The organism is Paenibacillus artemisiicola (assembly GCF_017652985.1).
Classification (GTDB): Bacteria; Bacillota; Bacilli; order Paenibacillales; family Paenibacillaceae; genus Paenibacillus_Z; species Paenibacillus_Z artemisiicola.
The window spans coordinates 16753-35885 of sequence record NZ_JAGGDJ010000054.1; the positions used below are offsets into that span (position 1 = coordinate 16753).

A 19133-nucleotide genomic window follows, 5' to 3' on the forward strand; every position below is an offset into this window, starting at 1 on the left:
CGGGGGGAAGGCCCATGAACATAAAGTCTAACCGGAAGTCGGCCGAGAGGCGGTTTATCGCGTTCTCCCTGACGCCCATTCTGATTATATTCGCGGTATTTTCGGTCGTCCCTATCGTATGGGGAATCCTGCTCATGTTCTATAATTACAGCCCGCTGAACGCGAATTCGCCTTTCGTCGGCTTCGCTAATTTCAAGCAGATGCTTCATAACGAAATCTTCCTCATTTCCTTCAAGAATACGTTCAAGTTCGTTCTGATCGCGATTCCGGTCAATCTCGTCCTTACGCTCGCGGTAGCTCTGGGCATTAAGGGCATACGCAGCCGTTTATGGAGGAACGTGTTCCGCACCTTCTTTTTTCTGCCGTGCATCGCGCCTCTGTCGGGATCCGCCCTGATCTGGACCGCCATGCTCAAGCAAAACGAAGGCTTGTTCAATATCGTGCTGGAGCGAATCGGACTGGACGCGGTCAATTGGCTGAACGATCCTTCTATGGCGATGATATCCATCATTATGATGACCCTGTGGGCGGATATCGGCTATAACATCATCTTGTTCGGGGCGGGCCTCGATTCCATCCCCGACATGTTCTACGAAGCCGCCAAGCTGGACGGCGCGGGGCCTTGGCGTTCGTTCGCGAGCGTCACGCTGCCGCTGCTCAGCCGGACTTCCGTATTCGTCGTCATTATGACCAGCATTTCGTATTTTCAAATGTTCCCGCAGTTCCAGATCATGACCAACGGCGGTCCCATGAATCAGACCAGCGTGCTCGCCCTCGACATCTTCAACAACGCTTTCTCCTATATGAATATGGGTTACGCTTCCGCGATCGCCTTCGTCCTGTTGGTCATGATCCTGATCGTCACGCTCATACAGCTTCGGCTGGGGCGCGTCCAGTGGGAATATTAGGGGGATTCGTATGAAGAGCAAAAAACTGGATATTCCGTACATTCTTTTGTTTACAACGATGCTTGTCGCCTCCGCCCTCATGTTTATTCCTTATCTATGGATGGCGCTCTTATCCGTTAAGAGCAATATGGAAATTATGATGAATCCGACCGCGCTCGTTCCGGAAAATCCTACCGTGGAGGGCTATCGCACCGTTCTCCAAGAAGCGCCGTTTATGCGGTGGTTCATGAACAGCGTCATCACGTCGGCCATCATCACGATCGGCTTGCTCTTCTCCAGCTCGCTCGCGGGCTACATCTTCGCGAAGTTCCATTTCCGCGGCTCGAAGACGATACTGGTCGTCATCATGGCCACGATGATGGTCCCGTTTCAAGTCGTGATGATTCCGATCTACCTGATTATATCGAGGCTCGGCCTGATCAACCATCTAGCCGCGATCGTCATTCCGTCCCTGGTGGGCGCGTTCGGCATTTACTTGTGCAAGCAGTTTATCGAAGGCATTCCGAAGGACTTGATCGAAGCGTCGCGGATAGACGGCGCTTCCGAAACGAGGACCTACGCGTCGCTCATTCTTCCCCAGATTACGCCGGTGCTTTCGGCGCTCGGCATCTTTACCTTCATGGGAGCCTGGAACAATTATTTGTGGCCTTTAATCGTTCTGAACGACGAGAGCAAAATGACCGTTCCTCTGGCGCTCGTTTTCTTCAACAGCCGCCATACCGTAAACTACAACGTCGTCATGTCGGCCGCCGTACTCATTATGATTCCGGTCATTATCGTGTTCCTGATCTTCCAGAAACAATTCGTGAAAGGGCTGACCCTTACGGGGATCAAGTAAAGGACGGGATCCGATGAATAGCATAAGCATCCCTCTTTCCATCCAGATCGTCATCGACGACGTAGGCTGGTGGACCGGCAAGGACGGCTCCAAGGAAAACGGGCCGTTCCGGACGGGAATCGCCCGCGACCATCATCCGGCGGATTACGAGGCCATCGCGGAGCTCGGCAAACGGCTCGGCATGCGTCCGCAGGCCGCCTTCATCATTAGCGAGTGGGATCGAACCGATCGCCTGCGATCGCTTCCCGATGCTACGCATAGGGGAGAACGCTGGAGCAATCCTTGGAAATCGTCTCCTTTATTGGACGAGGCGGCGAAAATCCTGAGAAACGAAAGCCGTCATATCGAATTGGCCCTGCACGGGCTCGGCCATGAATATTGGGGCTCCGGCGCCATGGACCGGGCGGAGTGGCATGACGGGAACGGACGGATGAGACCGGAGGGCAGCGTGACCGGACATTTGGATGCATTCGCCGCGCTGCTGGAGGAGAACGATCTGGGCCCTTTCCCGGAATCGTTCGTCCCCACGGCGTTTTATCATCGTTTCGGGGGCGAGGGCGGAGGGCTTTCCGGTATTTTGGAGCGATACGGGATCAAGTATATGTCCACGCCGTTCTCCATGATGCATCGGTCGAAGCGGCCCGAGTCGGAGCTGTTCGGGGTGGACGGCTCCTTGATCACGGTTAACCGCGGAGACGATCTATGCGGCTGGAACCGCATCGCTCCGGACCCGAGAGGAGAGATCGAGGGGCCGGTCTGCGGCATGCACTGGCCGAATGTGCTGCATCCCGATCCGGAGAAGAACGGCGACGTCGTCCGCCGGTGGGTCGATCTGCTCGAGCCCTATCGGCAGCGGTTCGACACGATGCTGGCCGCGAATACCGCGGAAGGCTTCAGCCAGCTCATTTATCGCTGGGGCGTCGCCTTGCGGGAGGAGCCGTCCGGCTGCGTGCTCGATTTCTCCGGGCTTTCCGGATGCAGGCCGCCCGGGCTGCTCGATTATTTTACGATCAAGGTCAAGCGGGATAAGCATATCGTTTCGTCTTCGTCCGAAATCTCTTTGTTCGAGAACGCTTCCTTGTCTACCCCCGAGTACAGGACGGTAGTCGTCAAGAGGCGCGGGTCCGAGAACTCGGCGCTTATCCGGATGGCGAACGGCGGCGAGCCGTGAAGGAGACGAATCGGGATCGGCGGCGCAATTCGTTCCTATTCGTCCTGGATTCGATCTTATTCAATAACGCGATGACGTTCCTGTCCGTCAACGCCGTCATTACGCTGTTTCTTTCCGATTTGGGGGCCGGGACGGGGGAGATTGTCCTGGCAAACGCTTTGGTTTACATCGGCACGTTCGTCAGCCAGCCGTTCTTTGCCAAGAAAGTGATGAACCTCGCCTATAAAAAGAAGGTTTTCAAAAATATTTTGCTCGTCCAACGGTTCTTTTTCCTTGCCTGCGTGCTGACGATTCCTTTGTTCGCCGAGGCCTACCCGCGGCCGATGACGCTGCTTTTTCTGGTAAGCTGGGGGATATTCAGCCTGTTCGTCGGCTCGTACGCGCCTTTTTATATGAGTCTGTTCGCCAAGCTCGTGCCCGAGCAGCATCGCGGCCGGCTGCGGGGATACGGCGGGGGCGCCGCCAATCTGATCGCTTTGGGCGCCGCCGCGCTGGTCGGCGTCATTCTTCGAGAGATGCCGTATCCTTATAATTACACGCTCATCTTCGCCATCGGCGTCCTCCTGCTGATCGCCGACGGGCTTTGCTTCGCGTGGATGAAGGAGAGCGCTCCGGACGAAGCGGTTAAGGCGGACTTCAACTACTTCCAATACTTCAAGGCGATCCCGGACATGTTTCGCGGCTTCAAGCCGTTCAAACGGACGGTCATCGCTTTTTGCTTCATGATGACGGCACAGGCGAGCTTGGCCTATTATGGGCTTTATTCCGTTCGGGCCTTCCATGCGGGCGGATCCGATATCGCTTTGTTTCCGGCCATTACGGGATTGGCCAACATTATCAGCAGCATCGCATTCGGGATTATGGCGGACCGGCTGGGGCACCGGTCCGTGCTGGTCGCGGCTTCCGTATCGGGCGGATTGGCGGGCTGCTTGATCTTCGCTTACCCGAGCGTATGGACGGTCTACGCGGCGTTCGCGTTGACCAACTTTTGCCTGAACGGGTACAACATCAGCAGCGGACTGTTCATTATCGAGCAAATTCCGCGGGAGCGGCTTCCGATGGGGATCAGCATCAATACGATGATTACGCTGATCGTCTCCTCCGTCGCCACCGTCGGAAGCGGCGTGCTGGCGGATCGGATTTCCTTCCTCTCCGTATTCGCGATCGCAAGCGCGTGCGGGTTCCTGGGAGCGATCGTATTATGCCGCAAGCCCAAATCCTTCGAGCGGGTATCGGCCGAGGCCGGCGGCAATCCGTGACGGCGCCTTTGCGGCGCGGTTTAAACATCGTAGCGCGTCCTTCGGGACGACGGGAGCTTCCCGTCGTTCCGAGACGCTCTTTTTTTTTATCGACATTTGGCTTAAGGCCGATTTGCTGTTGAGAGGTAAGAGATGACGATAATTCCAAACCATATCCAACGCTACGCGTTATACCCAAGCCCGATAAAAAACGGTTATACCGCCGATCACTTATTTTAATTTATGTATTGACAATCATTCCCTCAGCGGGTAGCATTAACAGCATCTTGTTCAGAAGGGAGGCCGAGGGCCATGACCGTACGATTCAACCTACTACGCAGCTTGACCGCACCGTCGCAACCGAATAGTTCGCTCATTGTCCATCGGCCTCTACGGGCCCGGCTCACGTAAGACCAGGATCGATTGCCCTCCGGCCGCCGGTGCGTTCCACGCACGGCCGCTTCGCCGGAGGCCGGTCCGGCGCCTTGCGTCCGCATGAAGACCGTAAGCGATGTACGCTTGCGGTCTTTTTGCGTTTTCATTTTCGTCCCGCCGCGGCCAGCCAGCCGCATGATGATGCATGCATGATTATTTTCCAAACGAGAGGAACGACCCTAATTATATGTCAACAACCCCTTATTATCGGCGAATCGATCTGCCCGCCGGCGATCTGCACGTCTTCGCCGCCGACGATCTATTCCATGCCATGGGCGCCAAGGTGCTCGAGATGGCGAACAACAATTTGCAAATTCCGAATATCCGCTACATGAGCTACACGCCGGACGCCCACGTCGGCGTCGGCACGTGCATCGGCACGACGGCGGTCTGGGGCGCCGGGGACGGCTTCGTCTCGCCCTCCATCGTCGGCAGCGACATCGGCTGCGGCATGCGGGTGCACCTGACGAACCTGGACGCGGCCGACCTGCGGGACGTGAAGGTCCGGCGCAAGCTGGTCAAGGCGATCGAGAAGCGCATCCCGGTGGAAAACCACGCGCGCGGCTTCTTCTCCGACATCCGGCTGGACGACGTCCTGCGCAAAGGGCTGCACGGCCTGCCGAACAAGTACGTCCCGGACGGCTACACGCCGCGCAAGGCGACCTCGCTCACGCACGTCGAATGCAGCCGGTTCCGGTACGAAGAGGACGCCCTGAACCGCATTCCGGAGCCGCTCTGGCACCGGGCGCACCGCCAGCTCGGCACGCTGGGAGGCGGGAATCATTTCATCGAGATTCAGGCGCTCGAGACGGACGAGGCGAACCGCGGCATCGCGGAACGATGGGGGCTGCGGGACGGCCAGGTCGCGGTCATGATCCACTCCGGCTCGCGGGCGTGGGGCGGCGCGGTCAACCAGTACAGCGGCTCCGAGGTCGCGAAGACGATGCACCGGCTCGGACTCGGCACGGGCGATCCGAAGCTCGCGTTCGCCCCGCTCGGCAGCGACGCCGGGCGGACGTACACGGCGCTGATGAAGTCCGCGCTCAACTTCGCCGTGGCCAACCGCCATCTGATGGCCTACGCCGTCCGCGACGCGTTCAAGGAAGTGTTCGGCACGCAGGCCGAGCTGCGCACGCTGTACGACCTGATGCACAATTACGCCGGCGAGGAAAGCCACGGCGGCGAAGAGCTGTTCGTCCATCGCAAAGGAACGACGAAGGCGCTGCCGGCCGGCCACCCGGACAATCCGGAGCCGTACCGGGAGACGGGGCATCCCGCGCTCATCCCCGGCTCGATGGGGACGTCCTCCTACCTGATGGTCGGCGCGGAGGGAGGCGGACGGAATTACCATTCCATCTGCCACGGGGCGGGCCGGGTCCGCTCGCGCAACGCGACGAAGCAGCTGGTCAAGGTGGACGAATTCGCCTCCTCGCTGCGCATCGGCCAAGAAGACGAAATCGTCGTCAACCATAAAGGCCTCGAGGCTATCCTCGACGAATCGCCGCAAGCCTACAAGGACGTCGACCGCATCATCGACAGCGTCGTCGGCGCCGGGCTTGCCGGCGTCGTCGCCAAATGCCGCCCGCTGGCGGCGATCAAAGGAGTGTAACGAACGCATGAACAGCAACCGAAACGCATCCCCCAATCCATTCGAAGCCGCGGCGGCGCTCCGGCCGATTACGGCGCAGCCGCCGTTCATCGTCCGCGCCGACCGGCAGGCCGGCGGCCCGCTGGACGCGCACGGCTATTTCAACTACATCGCGGTGGTGCAGGCGATCATCGACTTCCTGAATCGCCGCTTCGGCACCGCGTTCCGGCTTTATTACCAAGACGACGGCAACGAAGCTTGGAACGGCCTGGAGGCCGACCTGTCGAACGGGTACAAGGGCGTCGAGCACGCCGCCAGCCTCTTCGACCTCGTCGAGACGAACGTGTTCGAATACGCGTCCGATCCCGAGACCAAGCGCGCGGGCTACGCCATCCGGCCGGCCGTGCGCAACAACCTGTTCGTCTATCCGGAGCACCGCGTCGCGATGGCGCGGGTGCCCCGCGTGACGCAGCACGGGCTGGGGTACGAGGACCTGATCTTCGGCGAGCACGACGAAGCGATGCTCCGCTTCCTGGAGGCGATGCGGGAGCGCCAGCTGGCCAGTCCGAAGATCATCGTGTTCACGGACACGAAGGACGGCCTGGAACAGACCCGCGAGCCGGCGTCCGCGCCCGTCACCCGCAGCGACGTGTTCATGGACGAGGAGTTGAAGACGCAGATCTACCGCTCGGTCGACGAGTTTTTCTCGCGGGACCGCGCGTTCTTCCTCACCTACGGCATTCCGTACAAGCGGGGCATCCTGCTCTATGGCAAGCCGGGCAACGGCAAGACGACGCTCGTCAAATCGATCTCGTCGACGGCCAGCGCGCCGATCGCGTACTGGCAAATCACCGAGTACACGAGCAGCGGGTCGATTCAGGAGGTGTTCGCGGCCGCCGTGCAGCTGGCGCCGATGGTGCTCGTCATCGAGGACATCGACTCCATGCCGGATTCGTGCCGCTCGTACTTCCTGAACACGCTGGACGGGGCGACGTCGAAGGAGGGCATCTACCTCATCGGCACGACCAACTATCCGGAGAAAATCGACCCGGCCCTCATGAACCGAGCCGGCCGCTTCGACCGCGCGTACGAGGTGAAGTCGCCGAACGAGGCGATGCGGCGCGCGTACCTGGCGTACAAGGGGCTGAACCGCCTCGTCGACGAGGACGCGGTCGGCCGCGCGGCCGCCGCGACGGAAGGGTTCACGCTCGCCCAGCTGAGCGAGCTGTACGCCTCCGCCGCGCTGCAGATGCATTACGAGCGCGCCGTCAACCTGGAGCGGGTCATCCGCGACATGCGGACGGATTACGACAAGGGCCGCAGCCGCGAGTGGATGTCGGACGCCGCGTCCCGGAAGCTCGGCTTCATGTAAGGGAGCGGATTGCCGCCCCGCCCGCGCCGGCAATCCGCGTCGCCGACGCAAAAAAGAACCGCCCCGCAGGTCATGTTGCCATGACCTGCGGGGCGGTTCCTTGCCGGCGGCGGCGTCCGGCGCCTTGCGGGGGCGTCTCGCCGGGCGCCAACGGCCTTTCGCTCGCGCGCGAGCGGGCGCCTTAGCTCGCCAGCGCTTCGAGCGTGCGCGCCACGTACGGATGCAGCTCGCCGATCCGCTTGGACACGCTGCCCGCGGAGACGTCGTACCGCTTCGCGACCTCCGCCTTCGTCACGTTCGGGCGGTCCGTCATGACGGACAAGCTGTATTCCAGGGCGGCGAAGACGACGCCCGGCTTTTGCACGACCGGCTCCTGCTCGCGCGAATACGCGAACCAGAGCAGGGTCGTGGCGTTAATCTCGTCCCACGTGAAGCGCTCCGCCAGATGCGTCACCAGTTCCTTGGCGATGTCGCCGTACTGGGGCTGCGTCCAATCCAGCCGCTCGACGGCGGCGTTCATGTCCGCCAGGGATTCCGGCACGGCGACGGCGAAGCCGCCCGCTTGTCCGTCCGGCGCGCCTGCTCCGCGGCCCGCGAACCGGGCGGCCGCGTCCTTCTCCAGGCAGCACTTCTTGTATTTGTTTCCGCTTCCGCACGGACAGGGGGCGTTACGGCCCACTTTCGACTTTTTCATCGGGTATACTCGCTCCTCTCACGCTACCCATGGTAACAGAAAGCCGGCCCTTACATCAAACGTCCAAAACACATAAATATTGGACAAGCGGAGCGGAAACGGGTTATGGCATAATGAGTAACGGCATTGTTTTATCCAACTTAGCGATTACGGGAACGGGGATTACGCAAGCTTATGAACATCGGGGAACAAACGACGGGGGCCGTGCCCACCTGGAAAACATTAAGTCTCTTCGGCCTGGCGTGGCCGATTCTGGTCGATTCCGTGCTGCGGATGATGCTGGGGACCGCCGACGTCTTCATGCTGAGCCGCATCTCGGACGGCGTGGCCGGCGCGGTCGGGCTGGCGAACGAAATCATCGTGTTCTGCATTCTCATGTTCGGCTTCGTCGGCATCGGCACGAGCGTGGCGATCACGCAATATTTGGGCGCGGGGCGGAAGAAAACGGCGAGCCGCATCTCGGCGCACGCGATTTCGCTGAACGTCCTCTTCGGGCTGCTCGTCAGCCTGGCGCTCTTCGGCTTCAGCGAGCAGTGGATGCGGATGCTCAATCTCGATCCGGGGCAGGTCGCCATCGCGAACACGTATCTGAAGGCGATCGGCGGCTTCATCTGGCTCGAGGCGGTCTCCTACGCGGTGTCGTCGATCATCCGGGCGAACGGCCGCACGCGGGACGTCATGTTCGTCACGCTCGGGGTCAACTTGCTCCACGTGACGGGCAATTACCTCTTGATCTTCGGCCACTTCGGCTTCCCGGAATGGGGCGTGACCGGCGCGGCCGTGTCCACGATCGTCAGCCGGGTCGTCGGCGTCGCCGTGCTGCTGATCCTGCTCTACCGCCGCGTGCCGAGCCCGATCCGGCTGAAGGATTACGTCCGCTTCGACAAGGCGCACGTCAAACGGATTCTCGGCGTCGGCCTTCCGGCGGCCGGGGAGCAGATCGCGTGGCAGTCGCAGTACATGACGGTCATGAGCTTCGTGAACCTGATCGGGGCGCAGGCGCTGAGCGCGCATATCTACGTATTCAACGTCAGCACGTACTTCATGGCGTCGTCCACGGCGATCGGCATCGCGACCGAAATCATCGTCGGCCACATGGTCGGCGCGGGCGAGAAGAAGGCCGCGTATTTCCGGCTGCTGCGCAGCCTGCGGCTCAGCATCGCGGTGACGGCGGTCGTCGTGGCGGTGACGGCGCTGTTTCGCTATCCCATTATGGGACTGTTCACGGACGATCCGAAAATCGCCGCGATGGGCGCGGGCATCTCCCTCATCTCGATTATTTTGGAGCCGGGGCGCGTGTTCAACATCGTCGTCATCAACTCGCTGCGCGCGGCCGGCGACGCGAAGTTCCCGGTGCTGATGGGCGTGTTCTCCATGTGGGGCGTCTGCGTGCCGCTCTCGTATTATCTCGGCGTGCATCTGCATTGGGGGCTGCCGGGCGTCTGGATCGCGTTCACCGTGGACGAATGGCTGCGAGGGCTCATCATGCTGGCGCGCTGGAAGAGCGGCATATGGGCGCGAAAATCGTTCGTGCAGCCGGCGAAGGCGCCGGCGGAGCAGCCCGCGGCGGCGGTCGGCGCGTGACGGGCGCGGCCGGAGCGGCCGGTGCGGCAGCGTCGCGGATAAGGGCATGAATCGTTAGCGGCGCGAGTGGTTCGCGGCGTTAACCGGCGGCAGCCTCGGACTTTGCGGAGTCCGGGGCTGCTTTTTTTTGGCGGTTCGGATGCCGCGGTTTCCGCCCTGTATTATAATGGCACTAGCTTATCCCGATCTTTTTTGCGCCGCGCGTCGATTCGGCGCGCCCGCGTTCGTCGCGTGAATAGAGGCCGAAATTTCGGCCGGCATTTCAAAACCGAATTCCAGGAGGAGATGTACGATGCGTTTCATGCTGGTCGTGAAAGCAAGCAAGGACTCCGAGGCCGGCGTCCTGCCGTCGCCGGAGCTGGTCGCCGCGATGACGAAGTATAACGAGGAACTGGCGAAGGCCGGCGTGCTGATCGCCGCCGACGGGCTGCACCCGAGCTCGGGGGCGATCCGGATCTCGTATCCCGAGCCGGGCGGCAAGCCGCAGGTGGTCGACGGCCCGTTCGCGGAGACCAAGGAGATCATCGCCGGGTATACGCTGATCGAGGTCAAGTCCCGCGAGGAAGCGGTCGAGTGGGCCTTGCGCATGCCGGATCCGCACGGCTTCGGCGAAGGGGAGATCGAGCTGCGGCAGGTGTTCGACTTCGCGGACATCACTCCCGACGCGGAGCTGCAGGCCCGCGAGGCCGCCGTACGGGCGCGGCTCGGCCGGGGTAACTGACCATGGCGCGGACCTCCGGCGCGCACCGGACGATCGACGCGATCTGGCGGATCGAATCGCCCAAGCTCATCGCCGGGCTCGCGCGGATGGTCCGCGACGTCGGGCTGGCCGAGGATTTGGCCCAGGACGCGCTCGTCGCCGCCTTGGAGCGGTGGCCCGAGAGCGGCATTCCGGACAATCCCGGCGCCTGGCTCATGACGACGGCGAAGCGCCGCGCGATCGATCTGCTCCGGCGCAACAAGACGCGCGACCGCAAGTACGAGGAATGGGGACGCGCGGCCGAGACGTTCACCGAGGACGACCTGGAGCGCGGCCTGGACGGCGAGATCGGCGACGACCTGCTGCGGCTCATCTTCGCGACCTGCCATCCGATGCTTTCCCGGGAGGCGCGCGTCGCGCTGACGCTGCGCCTGCTCGGCGGTCTCGCCACCGACGAGATCGCGCGGGCGTTCCTCGTCGCGGAAGCGACGGTCGCGCAGCGGATCGTCCGGGCGAAGCGGACGCTCAGCGCCGCGCGCGAAGCGTTCGAGGTGCCGGCGGGCGAAGCGCTGAAGGAACGGCTGGCGGCGGTGCTCGAGGTCATCTATCTGATGTTCAACGAAGGCTACGCGGCGACCTCCGGCGGCCAGTGGATGCGTCCGCTGCTGTGCCAGGAAGCGCTGCGGCTCGGCCGGATGCTGGCCGAGCTCGCGCCGCGGGAGCCGGAGGCGCACGGCCTCGTCGCGCTGATGGAGATCCAGTCCTCCCGTTTCAAGACGCGGGTGGACGCGAGCGGCGAGCCGGTCCTGCTGCTCGATCAGAACCGCGCGTTGTGGGATCATCTCCTGATCCGCCGCGGCCTCGCCGCGCTAGAGCGGGCGGGCAAGCTGGGGCGGCCGCTCGGCCCGTACGCGCTGCAGGCGTCGATCGCGGCCTGCCACGCGTCGGCGCGGACGGCGGAGGAGACTGACTGGGTGCGCATTGCCGCGCTGTACGAGGCGCTGTCGCGGGCCGCGCCTTCGCCGGTCGTGGAATTGAACCGCGCGGTGGCGATCGCGATGGCCTTCGGCCCGGCGTTCGGCCTGCAGCTCGCGGACGAGCTGGCCGCGGGGCCGGCGCTGAAGGACTATTACTTGCTGCCGAGCGTCCGCGGCGATCTGCTCGCCAAGCTCGGGCGCCACGCGGAGGCGCGCGCCGAGTTCGAGCGCGCGGCGTCGCTGACGCGCAACGAGCGCGAGCGGGCGCTGATGCGGAGGCGCGCCGCGGAATGCGAGGCCGCGGCAGCCGGCGGGGCAGATACCGGGACCGCCGCGCCGGAGCAACCGCCGAACTAAACACCGTAACAGCCATCGGAACAAACGCTGGAACACGGAAACAACGACCGGAGAAACCGGTACAACCACCGAACGCGCACGGATACAACCGCCCGATATAAACACGAACACCGAACACCGAAACAACCGCCGAAAACACGGAAGCAACTGACGGAGCAACCGCCGAAACATCCGCCGAAAACACGGGAGCAACGGTCAAACCAACCGCCGAAACAACCGCACAAAAACACGGAAGCAACGGACGGAGCAACCGCCGCAACATCCGCCGAAAGCGAGGCCCATGGGTCCTTGCTTTTTTTTTTGCCCGCGATGTCGATTTCGCCGCCGAAGCTTCGTCGCTCTAGTAGAGGCGAAAGCAGGGCGGCGGCGCGAACGCGCGGCAGCCGGGTATCATTCGTCTTAACGAGAGCAGGACGGGAAGGAGAGGGATCGCCATGCGGTACATGCTGCTGGTGAAGGCGACCGCGCGCTTCGAGGCGGGCATCGCCGGAGGAGCGCCGCACGCCCTGGCGTGGACGGCGTTCCGCGAAGCGCTGGCGGACGCCGGCGCGCTGCTCGCGGAGGAATGGCTGCGCCCGAGCGCGAGCGGCGTGCGGATCGCCTACCCGGCGCCGGGGTGCCGGCCGGAGCTGACGGCGGGACCGTTTGTCCCGGAGACCGGCACGGTCGCGGGATACGTGCTGATCGAGGCCGGATCGGCGGAGGAGGCGACGGCCTGGGCGCTGCGCATGCCGGAACCGGACGGCGGCGGTGAGGTCGCCATCGAGGTGCGCGAGCTGGCCGAGCGCGAAGGGCCGCTGAATTGGCGGACCGAAGCGTCGGCGGCCGAGCTGCGCGACCATCTCGGCATGCTGCGGCGCTTGTAAAAAAATTCTCTTTTTTTTCGCCGCGTCCGTCGATTTCGGAAATCGCCGTTCGTCGCTTTAGTAGAGACCGAGTTACGCCACCTTACACGAGAGAGGATGTTCGAACCATGGGAGCACAATTGATGCCGTATTTGATGTCGGAGGACGCGCGGGCGCAGGCGGATTTTTACGTAAGGGCATTGGGCGGGGAGATTCAGTCCGTCATGACGTTCGGCCAGATGCCGGGCGCGCCGGAGGAGATGGCCGATAAGGTCATGCACCTGGCGATGACGGTCGCGGGCGGCAGCGCGCTCTTCTTCTCCGACGGCGGGCCCGTCGGCTATACGCGGAGCATCTCGCTGTCGCTGTCGTACGGCGGCGAGGCGGAGGCGCGCGAGGCGTTTGCCAACCTGAGCGACGGCGGAGACGTGAAGCATCCGTTCGCGCCGCAGCCGTGGGGCGCGTATTACGGCGAGGTGCAGGACAAGTTCGGCGTCGTTTGGCAAATCGTCAAGCAGCTGTAAAGCGCGGCAATCGAAGCTACACCAGACATACGCGAAGGAGCGAATCGAAAACATGAACGCGGAAGTGACGACTTTTATCGAAACCATTCAAGAGCCTTGGCAGCGGGAGCTGTGCGCCGGCCTGCGCGAGACGGTTCGCGGCGCGGTGCCGGACGTGCAGGAGCGCATCCAGTACAAGAAGCCGCATTTTCTGAAGAACGGCAAATACGCCGCCGTCATCGGCACTTCGAAGGACGCGGTCAGCTTCACGATCTTCAACGCCGCCGGGCTCGAGCTGCCGGCCGGGCGGTTCGACGGCCCGCCCGAGCGCAAGACGATGAAGCTGAAGCGGGGAGACGCGTTCGACGCGGCGCAGCTGACGGCGCTGGTCGGACAGGCGGCCGCGGGACTGTAAGCGGAGACGGTTCGCCGTCCGCCAACGCATGATCGGATCGACCGGCTTGGGAGCTTCGGCGCCCGGCCGGTCTTTTCGCGTTGGCCCGTCTTCGGCCGGACCGCCCGCGCGCGCCCGCGAGACTCGCGGCCATTGCCCCGGATGCCGTCGAACCCGGTAGGGAAAAGGGGCGATTTGCGGTATAATGGCAGCATCATGGATTAACGGAGAGGCAGTGAGGAACGTGGAAAGCAGACCTGGGCAAGCGCTGACGTGCGAATGGCAGAAGTACGGCGCCGTGAACTACGCGATGCAGCAAAACTTCGTGCCGGTCGTCCAGAAGATTACGCTGCATAACGCGTCGGAGCGCGATTTGACGGGGATCTCCGTTCAGATCGCGGCGGAACCGGCGTTCGCGCCGCCTTGGCGCGCGGAGGTCGACGCCGTGCCGGCGGGCAAGACCGTGGAGCTGGCGCCCGTCCACGTGCAGGTGAACGGCGCCTACCTGGCCGGGCTCACGGAAAGGCTGACGGGGACGCTGACGCTGACCGTGTCGGGGGAAGGGCGGGAGCTGTTCGCGGAGACGGCGCCGCTGACGCTGCTCGCGTACGACCAGTGGGGCGGCTTGGCCGCCATGCCCGAGATGGCCGCGGCGTTCATCATGCCGAATCATCCCGCGGTGCAGCGGCTGATCGGCGAGGCGGCACCGATTCTCGGGAAATGGACGGGCAACCCGTCGTTCGACGCGTACCAGAGCAACAACCCGAACCGGATCCGGCATCAAGCCGCCGCGATCTATGCCGCGATTCAAGCGAAGCAGGTCACGTATTGCGTGGCGCCGGCGAGCTTCGAGGAGGTCGGGCAGCGCGTCCGGCTCCCGGATGCCGTCATCGGCGCGCGAATGGGCAATTGCCTCGACTTGACGCTGCTCTATGCCGCTTGCCTGGAGGCGGTCGGCCTGCACCCGCTGGTCGTCTTCACGAAGGGCCATGCGTTTCCGGGCGTGTGGCTGGTGCCGGAGACGTTCGCCGAGACCGTGCAGGACGACCCGTCGCTGCTCGCGAAGCGGCTCGCCTCCGGCGTGCACGAGATCAGCCTCGCGGAAGCGACCCTGATGTGCGGCGGGCACGACGAGGCCTACGCGGACGCGGAGCGGGCGGCGATCGGCCATCTGGGCGATCCCGACGCTTTCGTCGGGTTCATCGACGTCAAGCGTTCGCGGGCCAGCGCGATCCGTCCCCTGCCGCTGCGCGTCCAGACGCCGGGCGGCTGGGAGATCGTGCCGGACCGGACCCCGGCAGCGGGTATCGGCGGCGCGCCGGACGAAGTGACGATCCATGCGCGCCCGGCGGAGGCCGCCTCGATTCCGGTCACGAAGCAGAAGCAGTGGGAACGGCGGCTGCTCGACCTGACGCTCCGGAACGGACTGCTGAACTTGCGGTTGACCAAATCCGCGCTGCCGCTCCTCCAGACGAAGCTGAGCGAGCTCGAAGACGCCCTGTCCGACGGACGGGAATTCCAGCTCCTGCCGCGGCCCGCGGATTGGGCCGATACGCCCCGGAGCGCGGAGCTGTTCCGGAGCGTCGGCCGCGACGATCCGCTGAACGTGCTGATCGGGCAGGAATTTCTGCAGAAGCGGCTGCGCGCCGATGCCGGCGACCGGGAGCTCGCCGTCAAGGCGATTCATCTCTACCGCGCGGCGAGGGCGTCGCTGGAGGAGAACGGGGCCAACACGCTCTTCCTGGCGCTGGGATTGCTCAAGTGGTACGAGACCCCGGCCAGCGAGCAGCCGCGGTATGCCCCGATCGTGCTCGTCCCCGTGGAGCTGACCCGCAAGACGTCGAGCGCGAGCTTCGTCCTGCGCGTCCGGGACGAGGAGCCGCAGATCAATATTACGCTGCTCGAGATGCTCCGCCAGGATTTCGGCAGCCAGATCGGCGGGCTCGATCCGCTGCCGCGGGACGAGAAGGGCATCGACCTTGCCGGCGTCTTCTCGGTCATTCGCCACGCCGTCATGCGGCTGCCGCGCTGGGACGTGGTGGAATCGGCGCTGCTCGGCCTCTTCTCGTTCAGCCGCTTCGTGATGTGGAACGACATTCGCAGCCGGGCGGAGGACCTCGCCAAGAGCAAGGTGGTCGCGAGCCTGATGGCCGGCCGTCTGGCCTGGCAGGCGGAGCAGCCGTTCCCCGAGCCGGGCGCGCTGGACGGCTTGTACGCGCCCGACCGGCTCCTGCTGCCGATCAGCGCGGATTCCTCGCAGATCGTCGCCGTGGGCGCCGCGCAGGCGGGGCACAGCTTCGTGCTGCACGGGCCGCCGGGGACGGGCAAATCGCAGACGATCACGAACCTGATCGCCGCGGCGCTGGCCGAGAACAAGACGGTGCTGTTCGTCGCGGAGAAGATGGCCGCGCTCAGCGTCGTGCAGGGCAGGCTCGAGGGAATCGGGCTGGGCGCCTTCTGCCTCGAGCTCCATTCGAACAAGAGCACGAAGAAGGCCGTGCTCGACCAGCTGAAGCGGACGCTGGAGACCGCCCGCTCGGCATCGCCGGAGGACTGGCGCCGGGAGGCCGAGCGGCTGGCGGCGTCGCGCGGCGAGCTGAACGGCTACGTGGACGCGCTGCACCGGAAGCGCGGCTTCGGCGCCTCCCTGTACGAGGCGATCGCCCGGTACGGCGAAGTCAAGGACGCGCCGGCGCTGGCGCCGTTCGACCAGCCGGTCGCCGCCTGGACGGCGGACCTCCGCCTCGCCTGGAGCGAGCGCGCGAAGGAGCTGCGCATCGCCGGCGAAGCGGCGGGCCGGCCCGCGGGGCATGTCTGGTCGGACGCGTCCGGCTCGGCCTACTCGCCGGCGCTCCGGGCGCAGGCCGAGGAGACGCTGGCGGCGTACGCGGCCGCGCTGCGGGACGTGAAGCAGGCCTATGGCGCGCTCGGCGGCGCGCTGGAAGGGCCGGCAACGGACCCCGACGGCGCGCAGCTGCGGCAGCTGGCGGCGATGGCCGAGCTGCTGCAGGGCATGCCGGCCGTCGTGCCGGCGGCGCTGCTCGGCGCCGATGAGCTGGAGCCGGCGCTCGGCGCCGCCATGCTTGCGGCCCGCCGCGGCGTTGCGCGCAATGAAGCCCGCGCGCGCGTCGCGGATCGCTTCTCCGCCGAAGCGCTCGCGTTCGACGCCGGCGCGGCGCTGGAGGAGTGGCGGCAAGCCGAGCGGAAGTGGTTTCTGCCGAAGCGGCTCCGGCAGAACCGGATCTACAAGCAGCTCAGCCGAATGGCCGCGGCGCCGCTCCGCAAGGATCAGACGGCCGAAGCGCTCGTCCAGATCGCCGTATACCGGACCGAAGCGGCCGAGCTGAAGCAGGCCGCCGCGGCGGCCTCCGTCTGGCTGGGCGCGCGCTGGAGCGGGGAAGACGCGGACTGGAGCGCGGCGATCGCGTTGTGCGACTGGAGCCGGCGGCTCGAGCAGGTACTGCTGCGGCTGCATCCGGATGCCAGCGCGGCGACGGCCGCGCGGAAGCGGCTCGCCGACGCGGCGGGCGCCGGAGGCGCCGCGTTCCGGGAGCGCCACGGCGGCGCGCTGGCGCGGTTCGCGGCGGCCTGCCGGGAGTCCGTCCGGCTGGAAGGGAAGCTGGCCGAGCTGCTCGGGATCGATTTCTCCGCTATGGACCGGCGCCGGTCCGGACAGTCTTGGCTGGACCATCGCGAGGCGCAGGCCCGGCAATGGACGGACGCCTTGGACGACCTGCGCGATTGGTGCGGCTGGCGGCTGGTCCGCGAGCGCGCGGCATCCGCGGGACTGTCCTCGCTCGCGGCCGCGTACGAGCGCGGCGAGCTGCGGCACGACCAGGTGGAGCCGGCGTTCGAGCGGGCCTGGTGGCGCGCGGCCATCGACTTCGCGCTGGCGGAGGAGACGGAGCTGGCTGCGTTCTCCGGCCGCTTGTTCGAGGATAAGATCCGCAGCTTCCAGGCGCTGGCGGAGCGGTTCGAGCGCCTGACCCGCCAGGAGATCGCGGCGAGGCTCTCGGCGAACATCCCGCCGCTGCATCAGCAGGCCTCGTCCAATTCGGAGGCCGGCATCCTGCTGCGGGCGATCCGGAGCGGCGGCAGGGGGATGTCGCTGCGCAAGCTGTTCGAGCAGATTCCGAATTTGCTGAACCGCCTGTGCCCGTGCGTGCTCATGAGCCCGATGTCGGTCGCGCAGTACCTCGATCCCAAGTACGCGCCGTTCGATCTCGTCGTGTTCGACGAAGCGTCCCAGCTGCCGACGAGCGAAGCCGTCGGCGCCATGGCGCGCGGCCGCAACGTGATCGTGGTCGGAGATCCGAAGCAGCTGCCGCCGACCAGCTTCTTCTCGGCCGCGGCAAGCGAGGATGGGGAGGACGAAGGCATTCCGGAGGACCTCGAGAGCATTTTGGACGACTGCCTCGCGCTCGGCATGCCGGAAGCCCATCTGCTGTGGCATTACCGCAGCCGGCATGAGAGCTTGATCGCGTTCAGCAACCGGCACTTCTACGACAACCAGCTGCTCACCTTCCCGTCGCCGTACGAGCGGAAATCCAGCGTGCGCTGGCATCCGGTGGACGGCTATTACGACCGGGGCCGGACGAAGCAGAACCGGGCGGAGGCCGAGCAGGTCGTGGCGGAGATCGCGCGGCGGCTGCGCGACGCGGAGGGGCCGCGAAGGAGCATCGGCGTCGTCACGTTCAACAGCATCCAGCAGACCCTGATCGAGGACCTGCTCGACGAAGCGTTCCGCAAGGACGGCGAGCTGGAACGGCTGGCTTCGCGGCTGCATGAACCGATTTTCGTCAAGAATTTGGAGAACGTGCAGGGCGACGAACGCGACGTCATCCTCTTCTCGATCGGGTACGGTCCGGACGCGTCGGGCAAGGTGGTGCTGAACTTCGGACCGCTGAACCGGGAGGGCGGCTGGCGGCGGCTGAACGTCGCGGTCTCCCGGGCGCGGCACGAAATGCACGTCTTCTCCGCGCTGCGCGCCGAGCATCTGGACGCGTCGCGGACGCGCTCGAACGGCGTCGGCGTGCTGAAGGCGTTCCTGGAATACGCCGAGAAGGGCCATGCGGCGCTCGGGCTGAACGCGGCCCTGCTGAAGCGCGAGGAGACGGGGATCGAGGCGCAGATCGCGGAGGCGCTGGCCGCAAACGGCCACAAGGCCGACCTGCATGTCGGCGCGTCGGGTTACCGCATCGATCTCGCGGTCGTCGATCCCGCGCGGCCGGATGCGTACCGGCTCGCGATTCTGTGCGACGGCGACAATTACCTGTCGGGCCGGACGGCCCGCGATCGGGATATGCTGCGCGAGCAGGTGCTGCGTCAGCTGGGCTGGCGCATTCATCGCGTCTGGTCGATGGATTGGTTGGATAATCCGGCGAAGGAGACGCAGCGCGTTTTGGCGGCGGTCGCGGAAGCCGAGCGCGCCGAGCAGGCGGAACGCGCCGAGCAGGCCGAGCGCGCCGCGCGAGCGGCGCAAGCGGCGCAAGCGGCTCCGGCCGTGCCGGCCGAGGAGCGCGGCCCGGC

14 protein-coding genes are annotated in these 19133 nt (G+C 64.9%); 13 read left to right on the forward strand and 1 reads right to left on the reverse strand.

Annotation, left to right across the window (positions count from 1 at the left end):
- Positions 1–14: 14 nt before the first annotated feature.
- From I8J29_RS29605 to I8J29_RS29630, 6 genes are all read left to right on the forward strand, one after another.
- A complete protein-coding gene (locus tag I8J29_RS29605; RefSeq protein ID WP_090639737.1) occupies positions 15–908 on the forward strand; it encodes a carbohydrate ABC transporter permease in 894 nt (297 codons plus the stop codon).
- A 10-nt stretch (positions 909–918) separates the two neighbouring features.
- A complete protein-coding gene (locus I8J29_RS29610) occupies positions 919–1746 on the forward strand; it encodes a carbohydrate ABC transporter permease (RefSeq protein ID WP_208850921.1) in 828 nt (275 codons plus the stop codon).
- A gap of 13 nt (positions 1747–1759) precedes the next feature.
- Complete coding sequence (locus I8J29_RS29615) at positions 1760–2917, forward strand: hypothetical protein (protein WP_208850922.1); 1158 nt, start codon at positions 1760–1762, stop codon at positions 2915–2917.
- A complete protein-coding gene (locus tag I8J29_RS34535; protein WP_208850923.1) occupies positions 2914–4176 on the forward strand; it encodes an MFS transporter in 1263 nt (420 codons plus the stop codon). Before I8J29_RS29615 ends, I8J29_RS34535 begins: the two co-directional genes overlap by 4 nt.
- A gap of 601 nt (positions 4177–4777) precedes the next feature.
- Positions 4778–6199, forward strand: a complete 1422-nt coding sequence (locus I8J29_RS29625) for an RtcB family protein (RefSeq protein WP_240546577.1) — start codon at positions 4778–4780, stop codon at positions 6197–6199.
- 7 nt (positions 6200–6206) lie between these two features.
- Positions 6207–7550: an AAA family ATPase gene (locus I8J29_RS29630; RefSeq protein WP_208850925.1), complete on the forward strand. Its 1344-nt coding sequence runs from the start codon at positions 6207–6209 to the stop codon at positions 7548–7550.
- 181 nt (positions 7551–7731) lie between these two features.
- Here I8J29_RS29630 and I8J29_RS34315 read toward each other — a convergent pair whose 3' ends face one another.
- Positions 7732–8244 (reverse strand): SEC-C metal-binding domain-containing protein, encoded by a 513-nt coding sequence (locus I8J29_RS34315; protein ID WP_276316350.1) that lies wholly within the window; start codon positions 8242–8244, stop codon positions 7732–7734.
- A 174-nt stretch (positions 8245–8418) separates the two neighbouring features.
- Between I8J29_RS34315 and I8J29_RS29640 the strand changes: the two genes are divergently transcribed.
- The 7 genes from I8J29_RS29640 to I8J29_RS29670 form a co-directional block, all read left to right on the forward strand.
- Complete coding sequence (locus I8J29_RS29640; protein WP_208850926.1) at positions 8419–9828, forward strand: MATE family efflux transporter; 1410 nt, start codon at positions 8419–8421, stop codon at positions 9826–9828.
- A gap of 292 nt (positions 9829–10120) precedes the next feature.
- Positions 10121–10549 (forward strand): YciI family protein, encoded by a 429-nt coding sequence (locus tag I8J29_RS29645; protein WP_090639721.1) that lies wholly within the window; start codon positions 10121–10123, stop codon positions 10547–10549.
- Positions 10550–10551: 2 nt separating this feature from the next.
- A complete protein-coding gene (locus tag I8J29_RS29650) occupies positions 10552–11862 on the forward strand; it encodes an RNA polymerase sigma factor (RefSeq protein WP_208850927.1) in 1311 nt (436 codons plus the stop codon).
- Positions 11863–12296: 434 nt separating this feature from the next.
- Positions 12297–12728: a YciI family protein gene (locus tag I8J29_RS29655; protein WP_208850928.1), complete on the forward strand. Its 432-nt coding sequence runs from the start codon at positions 12297–12299 to the stop codon at positions 12726–12728.
- A 107-nt stretch (positions 12729–12835) separates the two neighbouring features.
- Positions 12836–13231 carry a VOC family protein gene (locus I8J29_RS29660; RefSeq protein ID WP_208850929.1) on the forward strand — a complete coding sequence of 132 codons (396 nt, stop codon included), beginning with the start codon at positions 12836–12838 and terminating at the stop codon, positions 13229–13231.
- A gap of 52 nt (positions 13232–13283) precedes the next feature.
- A complete protein-coding gene (locus tag I8J29_RS29665; protein WP_090639711.1) occupies positions 13284–13625 on the forward strand; it encodes a DUF1801 domain-containing protein in 342 nt (113 codons plus the stop codon).
- A 223-nt stretch (positions 13626–13848) separates the two neighbouring features.
- A partial coding sequence (locus I8J29_RS29670) for a DUF4011 domain-containing protein (protein ID WP_208850930.1) occupies positions 13849–19133 on the forward strand: 5285 nt, incomplete at its 3' end.